We start from the raw sequence: 17,251 nt of genomic DNA, 5'->3' as shown, positions 1-17,251 counted from the left end.
ATGGGACTTGAAATCGGAATCGAGTGGCTGACACTCATCATGTTCGGCTCGCTGCTGGTCCTCTTGATGGCAGGGCTGCCGCTGGCCTTCGTTACGGGAGGGCTCGCCTGTGTGTTCCTGTTCTTCCTGGGTGACGAGCGGGCGCTCAACATCGTGCCGTCGCGCATTTTTCCGCTGATGACCAACTACCAGCTATCGGCAATCCCGCTGTTCATATTCATGGCATCGATGCTGGAACGGGCCGGCATCATCAACGACATGTTCGATGTCATCTACAAGGTGCTTGGCGGCGTGAAGGGCGGCCTGGCGGCTGCCACCATCATCGCCTCCACCGTACTGGCGGCCATGGTGGGTGTCATCGGGGCGGCTGTTGTCACGATGGGCATCATCGCCCTGCCCGCTATGCTGAAGCGAAACTACGATCCTAAGATCGCCATGGGCTCGATCATGGCCGGCGGAACGCTCGGCATCCTGATCCCACCGTCGATCCTGGCAATCATCTACGCCGTCGTGGCCGAACAGTCCGTTGGTGAGCTCTTCATCGGCGCGGTCATTCCCGGCCTGCTGCTGTCCGGGCTCTACATCCTTTATGTGATCGTCAGCTGCATGATCGACCCCAGAAAAGGCCCGCCGATCCCGGAGGAAGAACGTATTCCGTTCAAGGAAAAGGTCCGGCTGCTGTCGAACATGTCTGCGCCGATCGCGCTGATCGTGATCGTGCTGGGCGTGATCTTCACCGGCGTCGCAACTCCGGTGGAAGCAGCCGGCATCGGCACCTTCGGCGCCATCGTCGTGGCCGCCATCCACCGCAATCTCGATTGGCAGACACTGCGCGAAGCCTCGCTGACCACCTTGAAGGCTTCGGCCATGGTGATCTGGATCATGTTCGGCGCGACCATCTTCGTTGGTCTTTATGTACTGGAAGGCGGTCAGCAATTCGTGCAAGGCGCGCTGGAAGCCACCGGCCTCGGCCCATGGGGCATTCTGATCATCATGCAGATCGTGCTTGTCGTCCTGGGCATGTTCCTGGACTGGGTCGGTATCCTGCTCCTGTGCGTGCCGATCTTCGTGCCGATCATCAAGGCGCTCGGAGCGGCCTCCTTCGGGCTCGACAGCCCGGACGATCTGGTGCTGTGGTTCGGTGTTCTCTATCTGGTGAACATGCAGATGAGCTTCCTGTCACCACCGTTCGGCTACGCACTCTTCTACCTGCGAGGCGTCGCTCCGGCGGACATTCCGATGACAGACATCTTCAAGTCTGCCCTGCCCTTCCTGGCGCTTCAGGTGCTTGGACTGGCATTGTGCATGCTGTTCCCCGGACTGATCACCTGGTTGCCGAACCTGGTCTACGGATAACAGAGCCCACAAAGACAAAGGGAAACGGCTGCGCTCAGTGGGAAAAGCGCAGCCGTTCCATGCTGCCGGACAAATGGCCCGACAGGGTTGGCTTGTCAGGAGACAGATCAGAACGAACGGGAGAGCCCGATCATGAGCCGATGGTTACCGGCCGTCCGATCTACCTTCGTACCGCCATATCCGGCCTTCTCGTCCAGGATACCGGTCATCGAGTAGTCGGCCCTGAGATGCCACGCATCCGTTACCGCAACCTCGACACCCCCGCCGATCACCGGACCGATCGAAACGGAGTTTCTCTCCGTCCCGTTCGCCTTGAGGCTGTGTTCTGTCGCAGCAATACCGAGGCTGAGATAAGGCATCACGTTGTTGATCGGCACGCCGCCCCGGGCCTTGGCATTGATCGTCCACTTGGATCCTGTCTCGATGGTGCCCAGCGTCGGATGGTTGCCTTTTTCACGGCCGCCGAGATAGGCCGCACCGCCTTCCACACCCAGGACGAAGCGGGAGACTTCCCAGTTGTAACCGCCGAAAAGACCGAACGCTGCGTCGACCCGTGAAAAATCCTTCGATCGACCGCCTGATTTGACGTCTGTCACGGTCTGCGAAACACCTGCTTCAAAGCCGAGATAAGGCCCAGCCCAGAGCGACTGTGGCGCTTGCGAATAGACAGGAGCGTCAAAAGTCTCCAGATCGGCAGCACTCGCCCCAACGACAAGCACACCAAGAACGGCGCACAGAACCAGCGGCTCCAACAGCCAGTGGCTCCGCAGAACACGCCTGATCACACCGGGGCGTTGCCTGGAGCGACCGCGCCCGATGGCCGGCGGCGCACGAAAAACATAATTGGCAAAGGAACTTACCATCAGTGATCTCACTTCATGTATGACAATCTCATCGCCTCACAAATTTAAAAAATTAATGTAAAACGATAATTTGAAAATTGATTGCAATAATTTTTTTGTCAATAGCAATGTTTTTGAATTTGTGTTTTCCCGACAGATGAACTAGATACGATGCCGCAATGACACGATGCGGAGTAACCGATGAGCGAACTTGAATGGGCGGAACGGGAGAAGCGGCTGACGCGGATCCGGCGTGTATCCGCGTTCATGAAATGGGCCGTCACCATCATCCTGTTGATCCTGCTGGGTCTGGGCGTGGTCGTAACGATCGGTATCGCCCTGCCGAACGAGTTGATGATCGGTGCGCAAGAAACATTTGATGTCGCCGATACCGAACGCATGCTGGGTGACATTCCGCAGGTTCAGCGCATCGGAATATCCATACTGGCAGCCATTGCCTTCAGTCTGCTGCTGGCGGTGGGCTGGAACATCCGTCAGGTCTTCAAGCGGTTTCAGAAGATGGAGTTCTTCTCGCCTAAGACGCTTGCAAACGTGTTTTCCTTCGGCATCTGGCTTATCGTGTTCGCGGTCTTCGACCTAATCAGCGATCCGATCGGCTCGGTCCTCCTGACCTATGACTTTCCCCCGGGCCAGCGCACCGTCGACATCAGTCTGGACGGTGGCGAGATCTTCTTTCTCGTCCTTGGTGCCTTGATGCTGCTGTTCGGCTGGATCCTTCGCGAGGCTGCCCTGATTGCAGACGAGAACCAGCAGTTCATTTGAGGTGGACCATGGAGCGTTGCGAATGCTGAACATCAATGGCGTTACCTGTCTCCGGCAACTTGGCCTCATGCACGGTGGCACCGAGGTGGGCAGATGTCTTCAGCCCCCGCACCTTCTCTCAGCGTTTGCAAGCAACAAGGCTCCCGGTCATCCACGGCCAGTCGCGTTTGCACGCCGGAAGCTTTCACAAGAACAAAGGATTGTTGACGCCGTGGCTGATGGCAGTGAAATATCAGGCATGATTCTCGGGACACTCATGCCTTGCTCATCTCTCTCTTGCGTAAGGCCGTCCAGCTCGCAGAAGAAAATCGAAAAATAAGCAAGCGACAGCGCCGGGGGTCCCGTCATGCCCATCATCATTGAACTGGACGTAATGCTCGCCCGCAGGAAGATGCGGTCCAAGGAGCTTGCCGAACGCATTGGCATCACCGAGCAGAATGTTTCGCTGCTCAAGTCCGGAAAAGTGAAGGGTGTCCGTTTCGAGACCCTGGAAAAGATCTGCGACGTGCTCGACTGCCAACCCGGTGACATTCTGATTTACGAGCCCGAAAAAACTCCGGAAGATTAGACAGAAACACGCCGCCAGAACCACAAAAGTGCAACCAACGCCGCACCGATCCAGATCAGTAGAACCAGGACTGCCGCCATTTTGCTGGCAGGCAGCTTTTCCGATCTCCTGTCAGCTTCCAGCCGGCAGTCCTCCATCACCTGCGGTGGAATGAGCTTCACCACCAGGTAGATGCCGAGCGGCACGAGAAGCAGATCGTCGAGATATCCGATCACCGGAATGAAATCCGGAATCAGGTCAATGGGTGACAGAGCATAGGCTGCGGTTGCGATGGCCAGGGCCTTCACATACCAGGGAACCCTCGGATCCCTTCCAGCCAGATAAAGGGCATGGAGATCTCGCTTGATGCGCTTTGCCCAGGTCTTGATGGTGTCCTTCAGCATGTCAGCCCACGTGAATTGGAAACAGTCCCTGCGACACGGCAGACCCTGGGTGGTGTCGGCCGGAAGGTCATCGGGCCCGAAACACCTTCCAGTCCTGCGCAAGCTACGCTGCCTAGAACATCCTCCGTAATTTCAACAGGTCCGACGGAGCGAGCGGTCTTTAGCCATGACGCGATCAAATTCCCCCCTTGAAGGCAGGCCGGTGCCTGCAACAAGAGCGCGGCTGCGATCAGGCAAGCTGCTCAATCTGGACAGCACGCACTTGAGCGAATGCACGCTTTACGACCTTGAGAACGGCGACATCGGCATCGTCGTTCAGGACCCGGACCTGCCGGTTCCGGACCGGGTGCTGATCGATGACGACAAGGAACTGACCCGGGTCTTTACGGAAATCCGTTGGCGCATGGGTCCTTACCTCTTCGGCATGTACCTGGAACCACCGGTCCCGGTGAGCAAGTTCCAGGATACCTGACGACTGCCGACACGGGCTTTATTCAGCTGCTTCAGCGGAGCCATATCCCAATTGCTCGTTGAGTTTGCCGATCAAACCGATGGCCGCTTCCGCAATCACGGTTCCCGGTGGGAAGATCGCCGCTGCCCCGGACTTGTAGAGTTCGTCATAATCCTGCGGAGGCACAACACCGCCAACGACGATCATAATGTCTTCCCGGCCTTCTTCCGCCAGCGCCCGCCTCAGAGCCGGCACCAGTGTCAGATGGCCCGCCGCCAGCGATGACACGCCGACCACGTGAACATCGTTTTCGACCGCCTGGCGGGCAGCCTCTTCCGGGGTCTGGAACAAGGGCCCGATATCAACGTCGAAACCGAGATCGGCAAACGCCGAGGCAATCACCTTCTGACCGCGGTCGTGTCCGTCCTGCCCCATCTTGGCGACCAGGATACGCGGTCGGCGGCCATCGTTGTCTTCAAAGGCTTCCACCAGCTTCTGGACTTTCTCGATGGTTCCGGACATGGCTCCGGCCTCCCGTTTGTAGACACCGGCAATCGACTTGATCTCGGCCTTGTGCCGGTCAAACACTTTCTCCATTGCCAGGGAGATTTCACCCACGGTTGCCTTGGCCCGTGCGGCCTTGACCGAAAGATCCAGCAGATTGCCGTCACCGGACGCGGCACATTGGGTCAACGCTTCCAGGGCGGCCTGGGTCTCGGCCTCGTTGCGCTCTTCACGCAGGCGCTTGAGCTTGTCGATCTGCGCGGCGCGCACCTGGGCGTTGTCGACCTTCAGGACGTCGATCGCCTGTTCGCTTTCCGGCTTGAACTTGTTGACGCCGACCACGGTTTGCGCACCGCTGTCGATGCGCGCCTGTGTCTTGGCGGCTGCTTCCTCGATCCGCAGCTTCGGAATACCCTTCTCGATGGCCTTCGCCATGCCGCCAAGCTCTTCCACTTCGCGGATGTGCGCCATGGCCTTCTCGGCAAGGTCTGCCGTCAGCTTCTCGACGTAATAGGAACCGCCCCAGGGATCGATCACCTGCGTCGTGCCGCTTTCCTGCTGCAGAAACAGCTGCGTGTTGCGGGCGATACGTGCGGAGAAGTCGGTCGGCAGAGCCAGCGCCTCGTCCAGCGCATTCGTGTGCAGCGACTGCGTATGCCCCTGCGTTGCCGCCATGGCTTCCACACAGGTTCTAATGACGTTGTTGAAGACGTCCTGTGCCGTCAGTGACCAGCCGGAGGTCTGCGAATGGGTGCGCAGCGACAGGGATTTCGGGTTTTTCGGCTGGAAGTTTTCTTCCATCAGGGTCGCCCAGATCAGGCGCGCGGCACGCAGCTTGGCAACTTCCATGAAGAAGTTCATGCCGATCGCCCAGAAGAAGGACAGCCGCGGTGCGAACTGGTCAATGTCCATGCCGGCGGCGACACCGGCGCGGGCATATTCGATGCCGTCGGCAATCGTATATGCCAGCTCCAGATCCGCCGTCGCCCCCGCTTCCTGCATGTGGTAGCCGGAAATGGAGATCGAATTGAAGCGCGGCATGTTCTGGGACGTGTATTTGAAGATGTCCGAGATGATCCGCATGGAGTGCTTGGGCGGATAGATATAGGTGTTGCGGACCATGAACTCCTTCAGAATATCGTTCTGAATGGTGCCTGAAAGGTCCTTCTGGGCAACGCCCTGCTCTTCCGCCGCAACGATGTAAAGCGCCAGCACCGGCAGCACTGCGCCGTTCATGGTCATGGAGACGCTCATCTTGTCCAGCGGAATGCCGGAAAAGAGCGTACGCATGTCATAGATGGAATCGATCGCCACCCCTGCCATGCCGACATCACCCGAAACACGCGGATGATCGCTGTCGTACCCGCGGTGCGTGGCAAGGTCGAAGGCCACCGACAGGCCCTTCTGACCGGCGGCAAGGTTACGCCGGTAAAAGGCGTTTGAATCTTCGGCCGTTGAGAACCCGGCATACTGGCGCACTGTCCAGGGCTGCTGGACATACATCGTCGGGTAAGGACCGCGCAGAAACGGCGGCAGGCCCGGCCAGGTATCCAGATGTTTCAGTCCCTCAAGATCCTGCGCCCCATAGACAGGCGGCACAACGATGTCTTCCGGCGTTTGCCAGCTCTCCTGCGAGCCGGCGTCCGCAGCCTTCACGATTTTCCGGAACGGCTTGTCAGCGAAATTCGGGATCCTGCTCATGATTGGATCTCCAGATCTTTCGGCTGGCCCCCTTGTTGGGTCTCCAGCCGGTCAAATGCATCCTTCAACAGTGCAAGCAGATCGCATCCGGCAAAGACAAAAGCGTCCACACCGGCTTTGCGATAGGCATCTTCCCGGTCTCCAGGGCGCCCTGCAAGGTAGAGGTAATCCACCCCTGCCGTTTTCAGGGCTTGAGCTGCCTCTTCCGCCTGCGCCTCGTAAACATCGTCCGTGGAGACGAGACAGGCAAGCATCGCCCCGCTTTGCCGGAAGGCCTCAACGAGATCTTCAAGCGAACCATAGACAGCCGGTCCGACGGGTTTCAACCCGCCCGACGCAAAGGCGTTTGCCGTCCAGGTGGCTCTCGCCGAGAACTGGGCCAGACTGCCGAGAGAAGCCAGGAATACCGCTGGTGTTGTCGACGCGGCCTGCTCGAAGGCTTCTGACCTGCTACGAAGCTGCTCGAAGGGCTCCGCTATCCGGGCCGTTTCCAGCTTCGGAAGGGAATAGTCGCGCGGCAGAAGGTCAAGCCGCATGCCCAGTTCGCTCAGGGGCACTCCCTGAAGGGCAAGCTTGCGCAGGGTCGCAAAGCGCTCGCCGTCTCCCGGTTCCGGCAGGTCCTCACGCGGTGCGCTCACGCCTGCGAGATCTTCTTTACTCGACTTCAGCACCGCAACAGGCTTTTCAGCAAGGTCCGGGAACTCGCTTACGCCGGTGATAGGACGCTTTCTGGTGGCGATGTTCTTGGCAAGACCGGCCCTGGCAGCTCCGATACGATCATGCACGAGGCCCGTGCGCACCGCCTCGAACAGGCCACCGGCCGCCTCGATATCCTGGAAGAGGCTCCAGGCAGCCTCGCAAACTGTATCCGTCCGGTCTTCAATGGCGCCAGAGCCGGCGGCCGGATCGGTCACCTTCGCAAGGTTGCTTTCTTCCAGAAGGATAGACTGCGTATTGCGCGCCAGCCTGCGGGCAAAGCCGTCGGGCAAACCGACAGCCAGCGTATGCGGCAGGACACAGACACTGTCTGCACCACCGACACCGGCTGCAAAGGTTGCCACCGTGTTGCGCAGCAGATTGACCCAGGGGTCCCGTCGGGTCAGCATTCTGTAGGAAGTCGACATGTGGAGCGGCAAAGCCGCTTGCGGCAGTCCTGCACCGTCCAGTACCGACGCCCAGAGCGAGCGGATCGCGCGGGCCTTGGCAATGGTTCCTATCTGGTCGGCTTCCGCGATCAGGCTGAAGGAAATTCTGTCAGCCCATTGTTCGGGCGCCAGTCTCGTGCCTTCCAGCAAGCGCATGTGAGCTGTGGCGGAAGCCAGAACAAGCGCAAGTTCCTGCGCAGGCGTCGCCCCCGCTTCGTGCCATATGCGCCCGTCCGCCTTCATTACCCGTGCCGGGCTGCCAAAATCATGCGCTGCGACCACCAGATCGCGGAAATGCCTGTAGGCGTTTTCCATGTCGGCAAGTGCGACACCATTGACTGCCACCCAGCCATAGGGATCGATCCCGGCCGTCAGGCGAACGCTTGCCGGATCGATCTTGCGCTTTTCAAGCAATGCCAGAATGGAGGCGAAAATCTCGACATTTTCCCGCCCTGCCTCAAAGCGCAGGTCAATCAGATCCAGTTCGACGTCTTTCAGGAGGCGGTCGACACCGGATAGATCGTCTACCCGGATGCCATTGCCGTATGATGCGGCAGCACCGCGGAAAACCAGGTCAAGGCCGCTCGCGCCACCCTCCAGATCTTCCAGAATTTGTGCGTTTGCGGCGGCAGGATCGGGAATGTCGATCCGCTGGACCACGGACCAGTCGCCTGCGGCAGCCCGAAGGGCGCGCGCCGGACTGTCTGTCCTGCGCTCATAAAGCGGCGCGATATCCAGTCCATCTTCGGTTTTCCCGTAAAGCTTCTGCCGGGCACTCCCCTTCAGGGCCTTGTCGACGGCAGCCCACCAGGCCTCCGCGTCGGCAGAATAAAAACTTTCAGGTCCAGTAAAGCTGTTCGGCATCGCACGTACTCCCTGGCCCCGTTTTAGTCCCTGGGCCCGAAGCTTGGCAACTCAGCAGAATGGGTAAGGATTTGAAGTTCACAAGGTCTCGGACAGTTGAATCAGGTGAAACCGGGAGCCAGTTCCGACTTGCGATTCGCTCGTAGAATTAATTAGACGCGCAAAATAAAAATTTATCTACAAATTGCGTTTTTCGACTTACACTTACGAAGACGTTAAACACTTCGCAGAAAGACAATTTGGCCTCTTCTAGGCGCCAACTTGTCAATTTTTTGGCGGAATAAGCTAAATTTGCCAGTTTTCCCTATTGGTACGATCATCAATTGTATTGTAGCGTATAGGTGCTGACGCATGGGAAATTCTACCCTCATAAGAAATGCGCGGCGTCCGGATCCGACACTTACCTGAATAGGTTTGGCGGGAACGGGTTTCACCCATCAGCGGATGTTCCGGCTCACGTACGGACACCCGCAAAGACGCGGCCACCCAAGCCGCAAAGGATGTGCACAATGCTTGATCAAACGGAATTGAAGAGCAAGCTGAGAGCAATCTCGGAAGCAAATGCCGCCCATCATGTTCTCGATATTTTGGAATCGAACCTTCGACGCATGGGGGCGACGCATATCCTCATTACCGGCCTGCCGATGCCGAACCGCCCGATCGACAACCTCGTTCAACGGTTCCGGTGGCCCGATCAACGCAATGACGGAATTGAAAGCACTTCGCTTTCTGCAAATGACAGCGCCTTGATGCTTGGCCTCGGTTCAAACCGGGCTCGCGTCTGGACAATCTCCGCCGGTGACATGGAACATTCCGACCTTCTGGCGTCAGCCGGGGAAGGAAGTCAGGTTCTCGTGATACCAGTGACGGAACTCTATCCTTTCCAGGCATTCGTGTTTGCAAGCGGCCCTGCTCTTCAGGTCAACAAATACGATCTTTCCAATCTGGAAGCACTTGCAGCAGCCGCCTTCTCGCGCCTGCGCGAACTTGGCGTGATTTCCGGACAGCGACCGGGCGCATTGTCGACCCGTGAGCGCAAGGTTCTGGAACTGACGGCCTATGGCAAGACAGCCGGCGAAATCGCAGACGTGCTCGACATCTCCCAGCGGACTGTCCACGCTCACCTGCAGAATGCCAGTGTCAAGCTGAACGCTTCCAACAAGACCCACACCGTGGTCGAAGCGCTTCGTTACGGCCAGATCAGCGTATAAAGCTGCTTCTCCAGGCAACAGCTTCCAGGGGCTAACAACAGGCGCACTTCGGTGCGCCTTTTTTGTTCTGGCGCGGATGCAAAACAACATGGGTCAGATGAGACCACGCCAGGCACGCACGCCGGGCAACAACGTCAAAATGCCAATCGCAAAAAGGAAAAGGCGTGCTTTCCGCACGCCTTTTTTGTCATTTCATTTTTCGGCTTGCCGACCTCAGTAGGTCATCATCGGCGGCAGTTCCTTGGCCTGATCGACCCATTTGGTAACCTGGCTTTCACTCGGCACCTGGCGAACAAGCTTCTTGGCTTCGTTCACTTCCTGCATCTTCTCCGCCAGGTTGGCGGCATTGCGATGCTTCAGTTCCTTCACCGTGTCGACGCCGGCAGCTTCCAGGAGTTCGGAATATTCCTCACCAACGCCGCTGATGCGCATCAGATCCGCCATGTTGGCCCATTTCAGGATCCGCTTGCCGTCGATGCCGGTTTCTTCTTCCAGCGCCTTGCGACCTTTCGGGTCCTTCGCACGCTCCAGATAAGCTTCCGTTGTCTTGATGCCGACTTCACCCAGCTTTGCAGCATAGGTTGGGCCGATACCTTCGATTTCATCGATGGAATAAGACATGCGCTCAGAACTCCCTAATCAACCGGCAACCGAACCTGGGACAGTCAGACGATCTGGCTCAGTCCCGGAATTTGTGAAACCACTTCATTCACAACATCGTCCCCTGCTTTTTCCTTAGCATAGGAGACGAGTTCTTTGACAACACTTTGCACGCCATCCATGTCGAGGCCCGCATTTGTCAATTCATTGAGCGCCGCCATGGCCCCCATGCCACCGCCCATCATGCTACCAAGACCGCTCAAGAACCCGCCGCCGGAACCGGCTTCCGCACGCGCATCGACAAGATCCTTCGCTCCAGGCAAAGCGTCGAAGATGAGCTGCATCTTGTCTTCCGGACCTTCCTTGTTCAAGAAGCCCAGAATGATGCCGATGGCGTTCTTGGCGACATCTTCCTCGATGCCTGCTGCCGCCATGATCCGCTGGATGAGCTCGTCCATGAAAATCTCCTGATCAAATGACTGACGCTCTGTCATCCGGCGCCCGTTTGGCTTCTCTATACAAGTCTCGAGGTGCCCACGTCGATGGGCAATGTCTTTTCTGCTCGACTATGCCGCATGCAGGCCGCACGCTCGTCCAATGCCGCCCGGCAACAGAATGTTTCAATCTGGCAGCGAAAGGCTCTAGGCTGCGGCAAGATGCAGGGATTCGGGGGTAATCGTGACGGTAAAAGACAGTATTTTCATCGGTGCCAGCACCAGGGAAGAAACCCTCACGCTCAAGCTCGCAAACCGCCACGGCTTGATTGCCGGAGCAACAGGCACCGGCAAGACCGTTTCGCTGCAGATCCTTGCCGAAGGCTTTTCCAAGGCCGGTGTTCCCGTGTTCTGCGCCGATATCAAGGGCGACCTGTCCGGACTTGCAACCGCGGGTGTTTCCAAGGACTTTCTTGAAAAACGTGCCAGCGATGTCGGGATCGCCGACGAATACACCTACGAAGCGTTCCCAGCGGTGTTCTGGGACCTGCTCGGCGAGCAAGGCCATCCGATCCGCACCACCGTTTCCGAGATCGGGCCCCTGCTCCTCGCCCGACTGCTGGAACTCAACGATACGCAGGAAGGTGTACTGAACGTCCTGTTCGAGCTGGCCGACGATGAAGGCCTGCTGCTGCTGGATCTGAAAGACCTCAGGGCAATGCTTGCCCACGTGGCAGAACGTGCCTCCGAGCTTTCCACGATCTACGGCAACGTTTCCAAGGCGTCCGTCGGGGCCATTCAGCGCAGGCTTCTGGTGCTGGAGCGCCAGGGCGGAGAACACTTCTTCGGAGAACCGGCCCTCGACATCCGTGACTTCATCCGCACCGCGCCGGACGGCCGGGGCGTCGTCAACATCCTCGCTGCGGACAAGCTCATGTCCGCCCCCCGGCTCTATGGCGTCTTCCTGCTCTGGATGCTGTCTGAACTCTTTGAGGAACTGCCCGAAGTCGGTGATCCGGAAAAGCCGAAGCTGGTGTTCTTCTTCGACGAAGCCCACCTTCTGTTTTCCGATGCTCCCAAGGCACTTATCGAGAAGGTGGAACAGGTAGTCCGGCTGATACGTTCCAAGGGTGTCGGCGTCTATTTTGTTACTCAGAACCCGCTGGACGTACCGGAGACCGTGCTTTCCCAGCTCGGCAACCGGATTCAGCACGCCCTGCGTGCCTTCACGCCGCGCGACCAGAAGGCTGTCAGGGCAGCTGCGGAAACTTTCCGTCCCAACCCGGATCTCAACACCGAACGGGTCATCACGGAACTCGGTGTCGGCGAAGCACTGGTCTCGACCCTGGAAGGCAAAGGCATTCCGTCCGTTGTTCAGCGCACGCTCATCCGTCCGCCCTGTTCGCGGCTGGGTCCCGTCACTCAGGCCGAACGACGGGCCTTGATCCAGTCCAGCCCCGTCTTTGGCACTTATGAGCGCACCCGCGACCGGACGTCGGCTTACGAAGTCTTGATGGGGCGCGCGCAGGAAGCACAGAGACAGGAACAGCGGCGCCAGGAAAAGGAAGACAGCTACGCCAGGAAACATGGCGAGCCACGGCGCTCGCGGTCCGGTTTTCAGCTGCCCGACTTCGGACGCGATGACAGGCCGCGTCAGGAAAGCCGGGAACGGCGCAGCAACCGCCGTGGCCAGCGCGACACGGCCCTGGAAGCCGGGCTCAAGTCCGCAGCCAGAAGTCTCGGCTCCTCGCTCGGCCGTGCGCTGGTTCGGGGCCTGCTCGGTTCGCTGAAAAGAGGCAACTAGACGAAGCGATGCCGGCAACCGCGACCCAAAATCTGGAGACCGAGCGCAAGGCGCTTGTCATCGGCAAATGGGCCAACCTGTTCATGGCCGTTGCCGGCCTTCTGACGGCATGGGTATCCCGGTCCGACGCCATGCTGGTGGATGGGCTGTATTCGGCGGTCAACTTCATCTCCGCCATTGCGGCCGCTCGTATCGGGGCAAGGGTCGGCCTGCCACCAACTCGCTCCAGACCCTGGGGACACGATTTCGACGAGGTGCTCTATGTCACCTTCCGGAGCCTCATCCTCATTGGCGTGCTGGTCTTCGCAGCCTTTGTCTCCATCTCGAAAATCTGGACCTTCTTTTCCGGAGGCATTGTCCCGGAACTGGTGTTTGGTCCGATCGCGGTCTACGCAGTCGTCATCGTCAGCATCTGCCTTGGCCTTGCATTCAACTTTCACCGTGCCTACCGGAAAACCGGCAAGCGCAGCGCCATCCTGAAGACCGAAGCCCGCGCCGCTCTCATCGACGGCGCGCTCAGCGTCGGCTCGGGAGCAGCCCTTCTGTCACTGCCCTATCTGGAAGATACGGTTCTCGGACCATTTGTCCCGATCGGTGATGCCGTCATCGTTCTGGTGTTGATCCTGGCGATCATCTGGCAGCCGCTTTCGACCTTCCGCACGACGCTGGCAGATCTTGCCGGCGTCAGCGCCCCCAGCAGCACCTATGCCAAGGTCGCCCGGGCTGCCCGGGACCTTGCCCGCGAAACAGGCTATCGCCTGCATCGGGCAGCTGTCCTTCAGGCAGGGCGCATGCACTGGGTGGCCGTCTATCTCGACCCCGAAAAACCCGTTCGTGCCGAAGACATAGACACGTTCCGCGACATTCTCTCCGCCCGGCTGGAAGATGTCATCGGGCCTGCAAGGGTGGAAATTGTCCTCACCGCAAGCGATTACACCAATCCGGTTCAGGAGTGATGAGCCCCCCCATTATCCCCTGAGTAACAGGATAGTTACCCCTTCCCGTTAAGGCTGCAATTGAAACAACGGCAGACGGGGCAACATGCGTTACCGAGAAAACCGGCCACAACCGCAATACAAAGCTGAGTGCTTGCAACAGCGCCTCTTCGGTTCGGCCCTGCAATTGCTTTTCCTGCTGTCCCTGGTTGCTGTTCTCCTGACCGGCGCGCCGATGGCCGGTGCACAGGAGCCCGGCGCAGCCCCCACCAGTACGGAAGAGCGGGCAGGATCACTGGATCAAAATCGGGTGGCCCGCGCCCGGGAGTACCTGCGCGACAACCCGATTTCTCCACCCGACACGTCCAGTCCGCGTGCGACACTGGAAAGCTTCGTCTACATCATGAACGAAGTGAACACGCTCTGGATGTCGGTTCGGGACAGTTATGATGACAGCAACCGGTTGTTCCTGTCGGACAGCGAAGAGGAAAAACTGGTTCTGGTACGTGCGCTTCTTTCAAAAGCCGCGCAGACTTTCGACCTCAGCGGCATTCCCGTGACTTCCCGGGAAAATGCCAGCGTCGAGATTGCACTGCAGCTTCAGGAGATCCTGGACAGGATCCCGGCGCCGCTTTTCGAAGACATTCCCGGCTCGCCTGCAGGCAGCTCGCGAAAGGCCGGCAACGCGGCGGATTTGCCTGACCATTGGACCATTCCCGGTACCAGCATCAACCTGCTGCGCCAGGATGAAGGGGAACTGCGCGGGCAGTACCTGTTTTCCAGGTCCTCCGTTGAGCGCATTCCCGAAGACTATGCAGTTGTACGGGTTCTGCCAATCACAGCGGATCGCGGGGAAGACCTCTTTGAATACTACACCTACACCCCCGGCAACCTGATTGCACCGCTCTGGTATGACGTCATTGAAGCCGGGCCTGACCTGCTTCAGTATCATTTTGCAGACCAGGCGTATTGGCAGTGGCTGGCGCTTGCCGGACTTCTCGTCCTCTACGCGGTCGTGTTCGGATATTACGTCCGCTGGCGCAGGTGGCGTGCGGTCTCCGTGAACGAAGGTACCCGCATCGTCCACGCGATCCTCAATCCGGTTGTCGTGATCCTTGCCGCAAGTCTCTTCCGCTATGTGTGCGAAGATCAGATCAACATCACAGGCATGCCTTTGGTGGCAGTCGGCACGTCGACGACAGCCATCATCTGGTCGGCGACCGCCTGGATGGTCTATCAGCTTCTGCAGCTGTTCTACGTCTGGTTTTCCAGCAGTGCCGGGGCTGCAAGAGACGGACTTGACGTCAGCCTTCTGCGCACCGGCTTCCGGGTCTTCTCCCTTGCCATCGCGCTGATCGTGCTTGGGTATGGCGCAACTCAGATCGGCATTCCGATCTACGGTGTCATCGCCGGTCTCGGTGTGGGCGGTCTTGCAATTGCCCTTGCCGCCCAGCCGACAATCGAAAACCTGATCGGCGGTATCATTCTCTATGCTGACCGGATGGTGCGCGTCGGCGAGTTCTGCCAGTTCGACGATCTGGCGGGCACCGTGGAATCCATCGGCATCCGTTCAACCCGTATCAGGGCGCTCGACCGAACACTCATTACCGTTGCCAATGCCGATCTCGCCAAACGAAAGATCATCAACTACAGCTATCGCGACCAGTTTCACTTCCGACACAAGCTCAAACTGCGGTATGAGACGAGCCCGGCATCGCTGAAGCGCGTTCTGGCAGCGATCCACGACTATCTCCTCGCCCACGAAAAGGTAATCGAAGATCCGCTTCGCGTGCGTCTGATCGGTTTTGACGATTACGCTGTCACGGTCGACGTCTATGCCTATGTGCAGGCAGCCACCGTCGCAGCGTTTCAGGAAATCCAGGAAGAACTGCTCTTCGGCATAAGGGAGATCGTCGAGGCCAACGGATCTGAAATCGCCTATCCCTCCTCGACCGTCTATCTGTCGCAAGACAAGGGTCTGCAGGACGAACAGACGGCCGGTGACACAGCACCTGCCACCGGTGAGAAAGAGATCCACGCCGCCTGATGGATCGGCGGCTGGCGCTTTGCGGGCCGTCTTCTGCTTCCTGAATAAGCAATTGCGCTACGCGCGCCGATATGGCCTGTTAGGGCCTTCTCACATTGCCCGAGTCCATCGGGCCTGCTCCTATCTGTTCAAAAATTCAAGGATCCGTCATGAGTTCCATCGACAAGGTCTTGGCGCGCATCGATGCCAATCTCGACAACAGCCTCGACCGACTGTTCGACCTCCTCAAGATCAAGAGCATTTCCACCGACCCCGCGTTCAAGGCTCCGTGCCGTGAGGCTGCTGAATGGCTGGCAAGAGAACTGAACGACATCGGCATTGAGGCATCGGTACGCGACACGACCGGCCATCCGATGGTTGTCGGTCACCGCAAGTCCGGCAAGCCGGGACCGCATGTCCTGTTCTACGGCCACTACGACGTTCAGCCGGTCGATCCGCTGAACCTGTGGAAGCGCGACCCGTTCGACCCAGCCATCGAGACAAAGCCGGACGGCAGCAAGATCATCGTTGCCCGCGGTTCCGCCGACGACAAGGGCCAGCTGATGACCTTCGTCGAAGCGGCCCGCGCCTATCTCGAAGAAACCGGCGACCTGCCGATCGACGTGACGATCCTGTTCGAGGGGGAGGAAGAGTCTGGTTCTCCGTCGCTTCATCCGTTCCTGGAAGCCAACAAGGACGAACTGTCCTGCGATCTCGCGCTCGTGTGCGACACCGGCATGTGGGACGCTGAAACACCGGCTATTTCCATCATGCTGCGCGGCATGGTCGGCGACGAGATCATCGTCAAGGCAGCCAGCCGCGACCTGCATTCCGGCTCCTATGGTGGCTCGGCTCAAAACCCGAACCACATCGTCGCCTCGATCATTGCCGGCCTGCACGATGAAAACGGCAAGGTGACCCTGCCCGGCTTCTACGACGGCGTCATCGACATGCCGGAAGAAGTCACCAAGATGTGGGACGAGCTCGGTTTCTCGGTCGAGGAATTCCTCGGAGATGTCGGCCTGAAATATCCGCGCGGTGAAAAGGACCGCATGCCGCTTGAACACCTCTGGACCCGCCCGACCGTTGAAGTGAACGGAATGTGGGGCGGTTACCAGGGTGCCGGTTCCAAGACGGTGATCCCGGCCGAAGCACATGCCAAGTTCACCTTCCGCCTTGTCGGCGATCAGGACCCGGACAAGGTCCAGGAAGCTTTCCGCGCCTACGTGCGCTCGAAGATCCCGGCAGACTGCACGGTGGATTTCATTGCCAAGGAAGGCAGCCCTGCCCTCAGGCTCGACTTTGCGATGCCTGCGCTGGAAAAGGGCAAGACAGCCCTCAAGGCGGAATGGGGCAAGGATGCTGCGCTGACCGGCATGGGCGGTTCGATCCCGATCGTGGGTGATTTCAAGCGCATGCTGGGCATGGATTCGCTGCTGATCGGCTTTGGACTGGAAGACGACCAGATTCATTCGCCGAACGAAAAATACAACCTGACCAGCTTCCATAAGGGCATCCGTTCCTGGGCCCGGGTTCTGGACGAGTTGGCCAAAGACTGACCTTGAAGATGACACGCGGGCTGACGGGCCCGCGTGACATGGATCGAACACGATCAAAATTCCTGAGGGCAGAGCCTGCCACCTC

At 58.8% G+C, this 17,251-nt stretch carries 15 protein-coding genes; 9 read left to right on the top strand and 6 right to left on the bottom strand.

Translation table 11 applies throughout. The annotated features are described in order from the left end of the window. Positions 1 to 1,356 (top strand): TRAP transporter large permease, encoded by a 1,356-nt coding sequence (locus tag B0E33_RS23550; protein WP_077292602.1) that lies wholly within the window; start codon positions 1 to 3, stop codon positions 1,354 to 1,356. Positions 1,357 to 1,463: 107 nt separating this feature from the next. Here B0E33_RS23550 and B0E33_RS23545 read toward each other — a convergent pair whose 3' ends face one another. Then, positions 1,464 to 2,219, bottom strand: coding sequence for an outer membrane protein (locus tag B0E33_RS23545; RefSeq protein ID WP_077292601.1), 756 nt, complete (start codon positions 2,217 to 2,219; stop codon positions 1,464 to 1,466). A 180-nt stretch (positions 2,220 to 2,399) separates the two neighbouring features. Between B0E33_RS23545 and B0E33_RS23540 the strand changes: the two genes are divergently transcribed. Together B0E33_RS23540 and B0E33_RS23535 are read left to right on the top strand one after the other, a co-directional pair. Then, a complete protein-coding gene (locus tag B0E33_RS23540) occupies positions 2,400 to 2,981 on the top strand; it encodes a hypothetical protein (protein WP_023000974.1) in 582 nt (193 codons plus the stop codon). A gap of 346 nt (positions 2,982 to 3,327) precedes the next feature. Continuing rightward, the gene (locus B0E33_RS23535) at positions 3,328 to 3,549 is read left to right on the top strand and encodes a helix-turn-helix domain-containing protein (protein ID WP_023000973.1); all 222 of its coding nucleotides are present in this window, start codon (positions 3,328 to 3,330) and stop codon (positions 3,547 to 3,549) included. On the opposite strand, the gene B0E33_RS23530 is transcribed toward B0E33_RS23535, so the two are convergent. After that, positions 3,546 to 3,932: a YkvA family protein gene (locus tag B0E33_RS23530; RefSeq protein ID WP_077292600.1), complete on the bottom strand. Its 387-nt coding sequence runs from the start codon at positions 3,930 to 3,932 to the stop codon at positions 3,546 to 3,548. The genes B0E33_RS23535 and B0E33_RS23530 overlap by 4 nt on opposite strands. Before the next feature lie 202 nt (positions 3,933 to 4,134). On the opposite strand from B0E33_RS23530, the gene B0E33_RS23525 reads away from it, so the two are divergent. Next, positions 4,135 to 4,404, top strand: coding sequence for a hypothetical protein (locus B0E33_RS23525; RefSeq protein WP_077292599.1), 270 nt, complete (start codon positions 4,135 to 4,137; stop codon positions 4,402 to 4,404). An 18-nt stretch (positions 4,405 to 4,422) separates the two neighbouring features. On the opposite strand, the gene scpA is transcribed toward B0E33_RS23525, so the two are convergent. Both scpA and B0E33_RS23515 read right to left on the bottom strand, forming a co-directional pair. Further along, a complete protein-coding gene (gene scpA, locus B0E33_RS23520) occupies positions 4,423 to 6,588 on the bottom strand; it encodes a methylmalonyl-CoA mutase (RefSeq protein WP_077292598.1) in 2,166 nt (721 codons plus the stop codon). Further along, positions 6,585 to 8,597: a methylmalonyl-CoA mutase family protein gene (locus B0E33_RS23515; protein ID WP_077292597.1), complete on the bottom strand. Its 2,013-nt coding sequence runs from the start codon at positions 8,595 to 8,597 to the stop codon at positions 6,585 to 6,587. The genes scpA and B0E33_RS23515 overlap by 4 nt, the downstream gene beginning before the upstream one ends. 509 nt (positions 8,598 to 9,106) lie before the next feature. Between B0E33_RS23515 and B0E33_RS31430 the strand changes: the two genes are divergently transcribed. Then, the gene (locus tag B0E33_RS31430; RefSeq protein ID WP_006939443.1) at positions 9,107 to 9,808 is read left to right on the top strand and encodes a helix-turn-helix domain-containing protein; all 702 of its coding nucleotides are present in this window, start codon (positions 9,107 to 9,109) and stop codon (positions 9,806 to 9,808) included. Positions 9,809 to 10,021: 213 nt separating this feature from the next. Here B0E33_RS31430 and B0E33_RS23505 read toward each other — a convergent pair whose 3' ends face one another. Continuing rightward, entirely contained in the window at positions 10,022 to 10,429 is a 408-nt protein-coding gene (locus B0E33_RS23505; RefSeq protein ID WP_023000968.1) for a DUF4332 domain-containing protein, read from the bottom strand. 44 nt (positions 10,430 to 10,473) lie between these two features. Beyond that, positions 10,474 to 10,866: a DUF2780 domain-containing protein gene (locus B0E33_RS23500; protein ID WP_055656631.1), complete on the bottom strand. Its 393-nt coding sequence runs from the start codon at positions 10,864 to 10,866 to the stop codon at positions 10,474 to 10,476. Between the two features lie 220 nt (positions 10,867 to 11,086). On the opposite strand from B0E33_RS23500, the gene B0E33_RS23495 reads away from it, so the two are divergent. From B0E33_RS23495 to B0E33_RS23480, 4 genes are all read left to right on the top strand, one after another. After that, positions 11,087 to 12,646, top strand: a complete 1,560-nt coding sequence (locus tag B0E33_RS23495; protein ID WP_023000966.1) for a helicase HerA-like domain-containing protein — start codon at positions 11,087 to 11,089, stop codon at positions 12,644 to 12,646. Between the two features lie 8 nt (positions 12,647 to 12,654). Continuing rightward, a complete protein-coding gene (locus B0E33_RS23490) occupies positions 12,655 to 13,602 on the top strand; it encodes a cation diffusion facilitator family transporter (protein WP_062488432.1) in 948 nt (315 codons plus the stop codon). Positions 13,603 to 13,735: 133 nt separating this feature from the next. Further along, positions 13,736 to 15,628 carry a mechanosensitive ion channel family protein gene (locus tag B0E33_RS23485; RefSeq protein ID WP_208997694.1) on the top strand — a complete coding sequence of 631 codons (1,893 nt, stop codon included), beginning with the start codon at positions 13,736 to 13,738 and terminating at the stop codon, positions 15,626 to 15,628. 149 nt (positions 15,629 to 15,777) lie between these two features. Continuing rightward, positions 15,778 to 17,166, top strand: a complete 1,389-nt coding sequence (locus tag B0E33_RS23480) for a dipeptidase (protein WP_077292595.1) — start codon at positions 15,778 to 15,780, stop codon at positions 17,164 to 17,166. Positions 17,167 to 17,251: the final 85 nt, after the last annotated feature.

It is taken from the genome of Roseibium algicola (assembly GCF_001999245.1).
Classification (GTDB): Bacteria; Pseudomonadota; Alphaproteobacteria; order Rhizobiales; family Stappiaceae; genus Roseibium; species Roseibium algicola.
This window is presented reverse-complemented; position numbering and strand designations above follow the sequence as displayed.

What these genes read in the sequence shown, in the direction of transcription:
- B0E33_RS23550 (WP_077292602.1), top strand. Translation starts at nt 1, where the DNA reads ATGGGACTTGAAATCGGAATCGAGTGGCTGACACTCATCATGTTCGGC.
- B0E33_RS23545 (WP_077292601.1), bottom strand. Translation starts at nt 2,219, where the DNA reads ATGGTAAGTTCCTTTGCCAATTATGTTTTTCGTGCGCCGCCGGCCATC.
- B0E33_RS23540 (WP_023000974.1), top strand. Translation starts at nt 2,400, where the DNA reads ATGAGCGAACTTGAATGGGCGGAACGGGAGAAGCGGCTGACGCGGATC.
- B0E33_RS23535 (WP_023000973.1), top strand. Translation starts at nt 3,328, where the DNA reads ATGCCCATCATCATTGAACTGGACGTAATGCTCGCCCGCAGGAAGATG.
- B0E33_RS23530 (WP_077292600.1), bottom strand. Translation starts at nt 3,932, where the DNA reads ATGCTGAAGGACACCATCAAGACCTGGGCAAAGCGCATCAAGCGAGAT.
- scpA (WP_077292598.1), bottom strand. Translation starts at nt 6,588, where the DNA reads ATGAGCAGGATCCCGAATTTCGCTGACAAGCCGTTCCGGAAAATCGTG.
- B0E33_RS23515 (WP_077292597.1), bottom strand. Translation starts at nt 8,597, where the DNA reads ATGCCGAACAGCTTTACTGGACCTGAAAGTTTTTATTCTGCCGACGCG.
- B0E33_RS31430 (WP_006939443.1), top strand. Translation starts at nt 9,107, where the DNA reads ATGCTTGATCAAACGGAATTGAAGAGCAAGCTGAGAGCAATCTCGGAA.
- B0E33_RS23505 (WP_023000968.1), bottom strand. Translation starts at nt 10,429, where the DNA reads ATGTCTTATTCCATCGATGAAATCGAAGGTATCGGCCCAACCTATGCT.
- B0E33_RS23500 (WP_055656631.1), bottom strand. Translation starts at nt 10,866, where the DNA reads ATGGACGAGCTCATCCAGCGGATCATGGCGGCAGCAGGCATCGAGGAA.
- B0E33_RS23490 (WP_062488432.1), top strand. Translation starts at nt 12,655, where the DNA reads ATGCCGGCAACCGCGACCCAAAATCTGGAGACCGAGCGCAAGGCGCTT.
- B0E33_RS23480 (WP_077292595.1), top strand. Translation starts at nt 15,778, where the DNA reads ATGAGTTCCATCGACAAGGTCTTGGCGCGCATCGATGCCAATCTCGAC.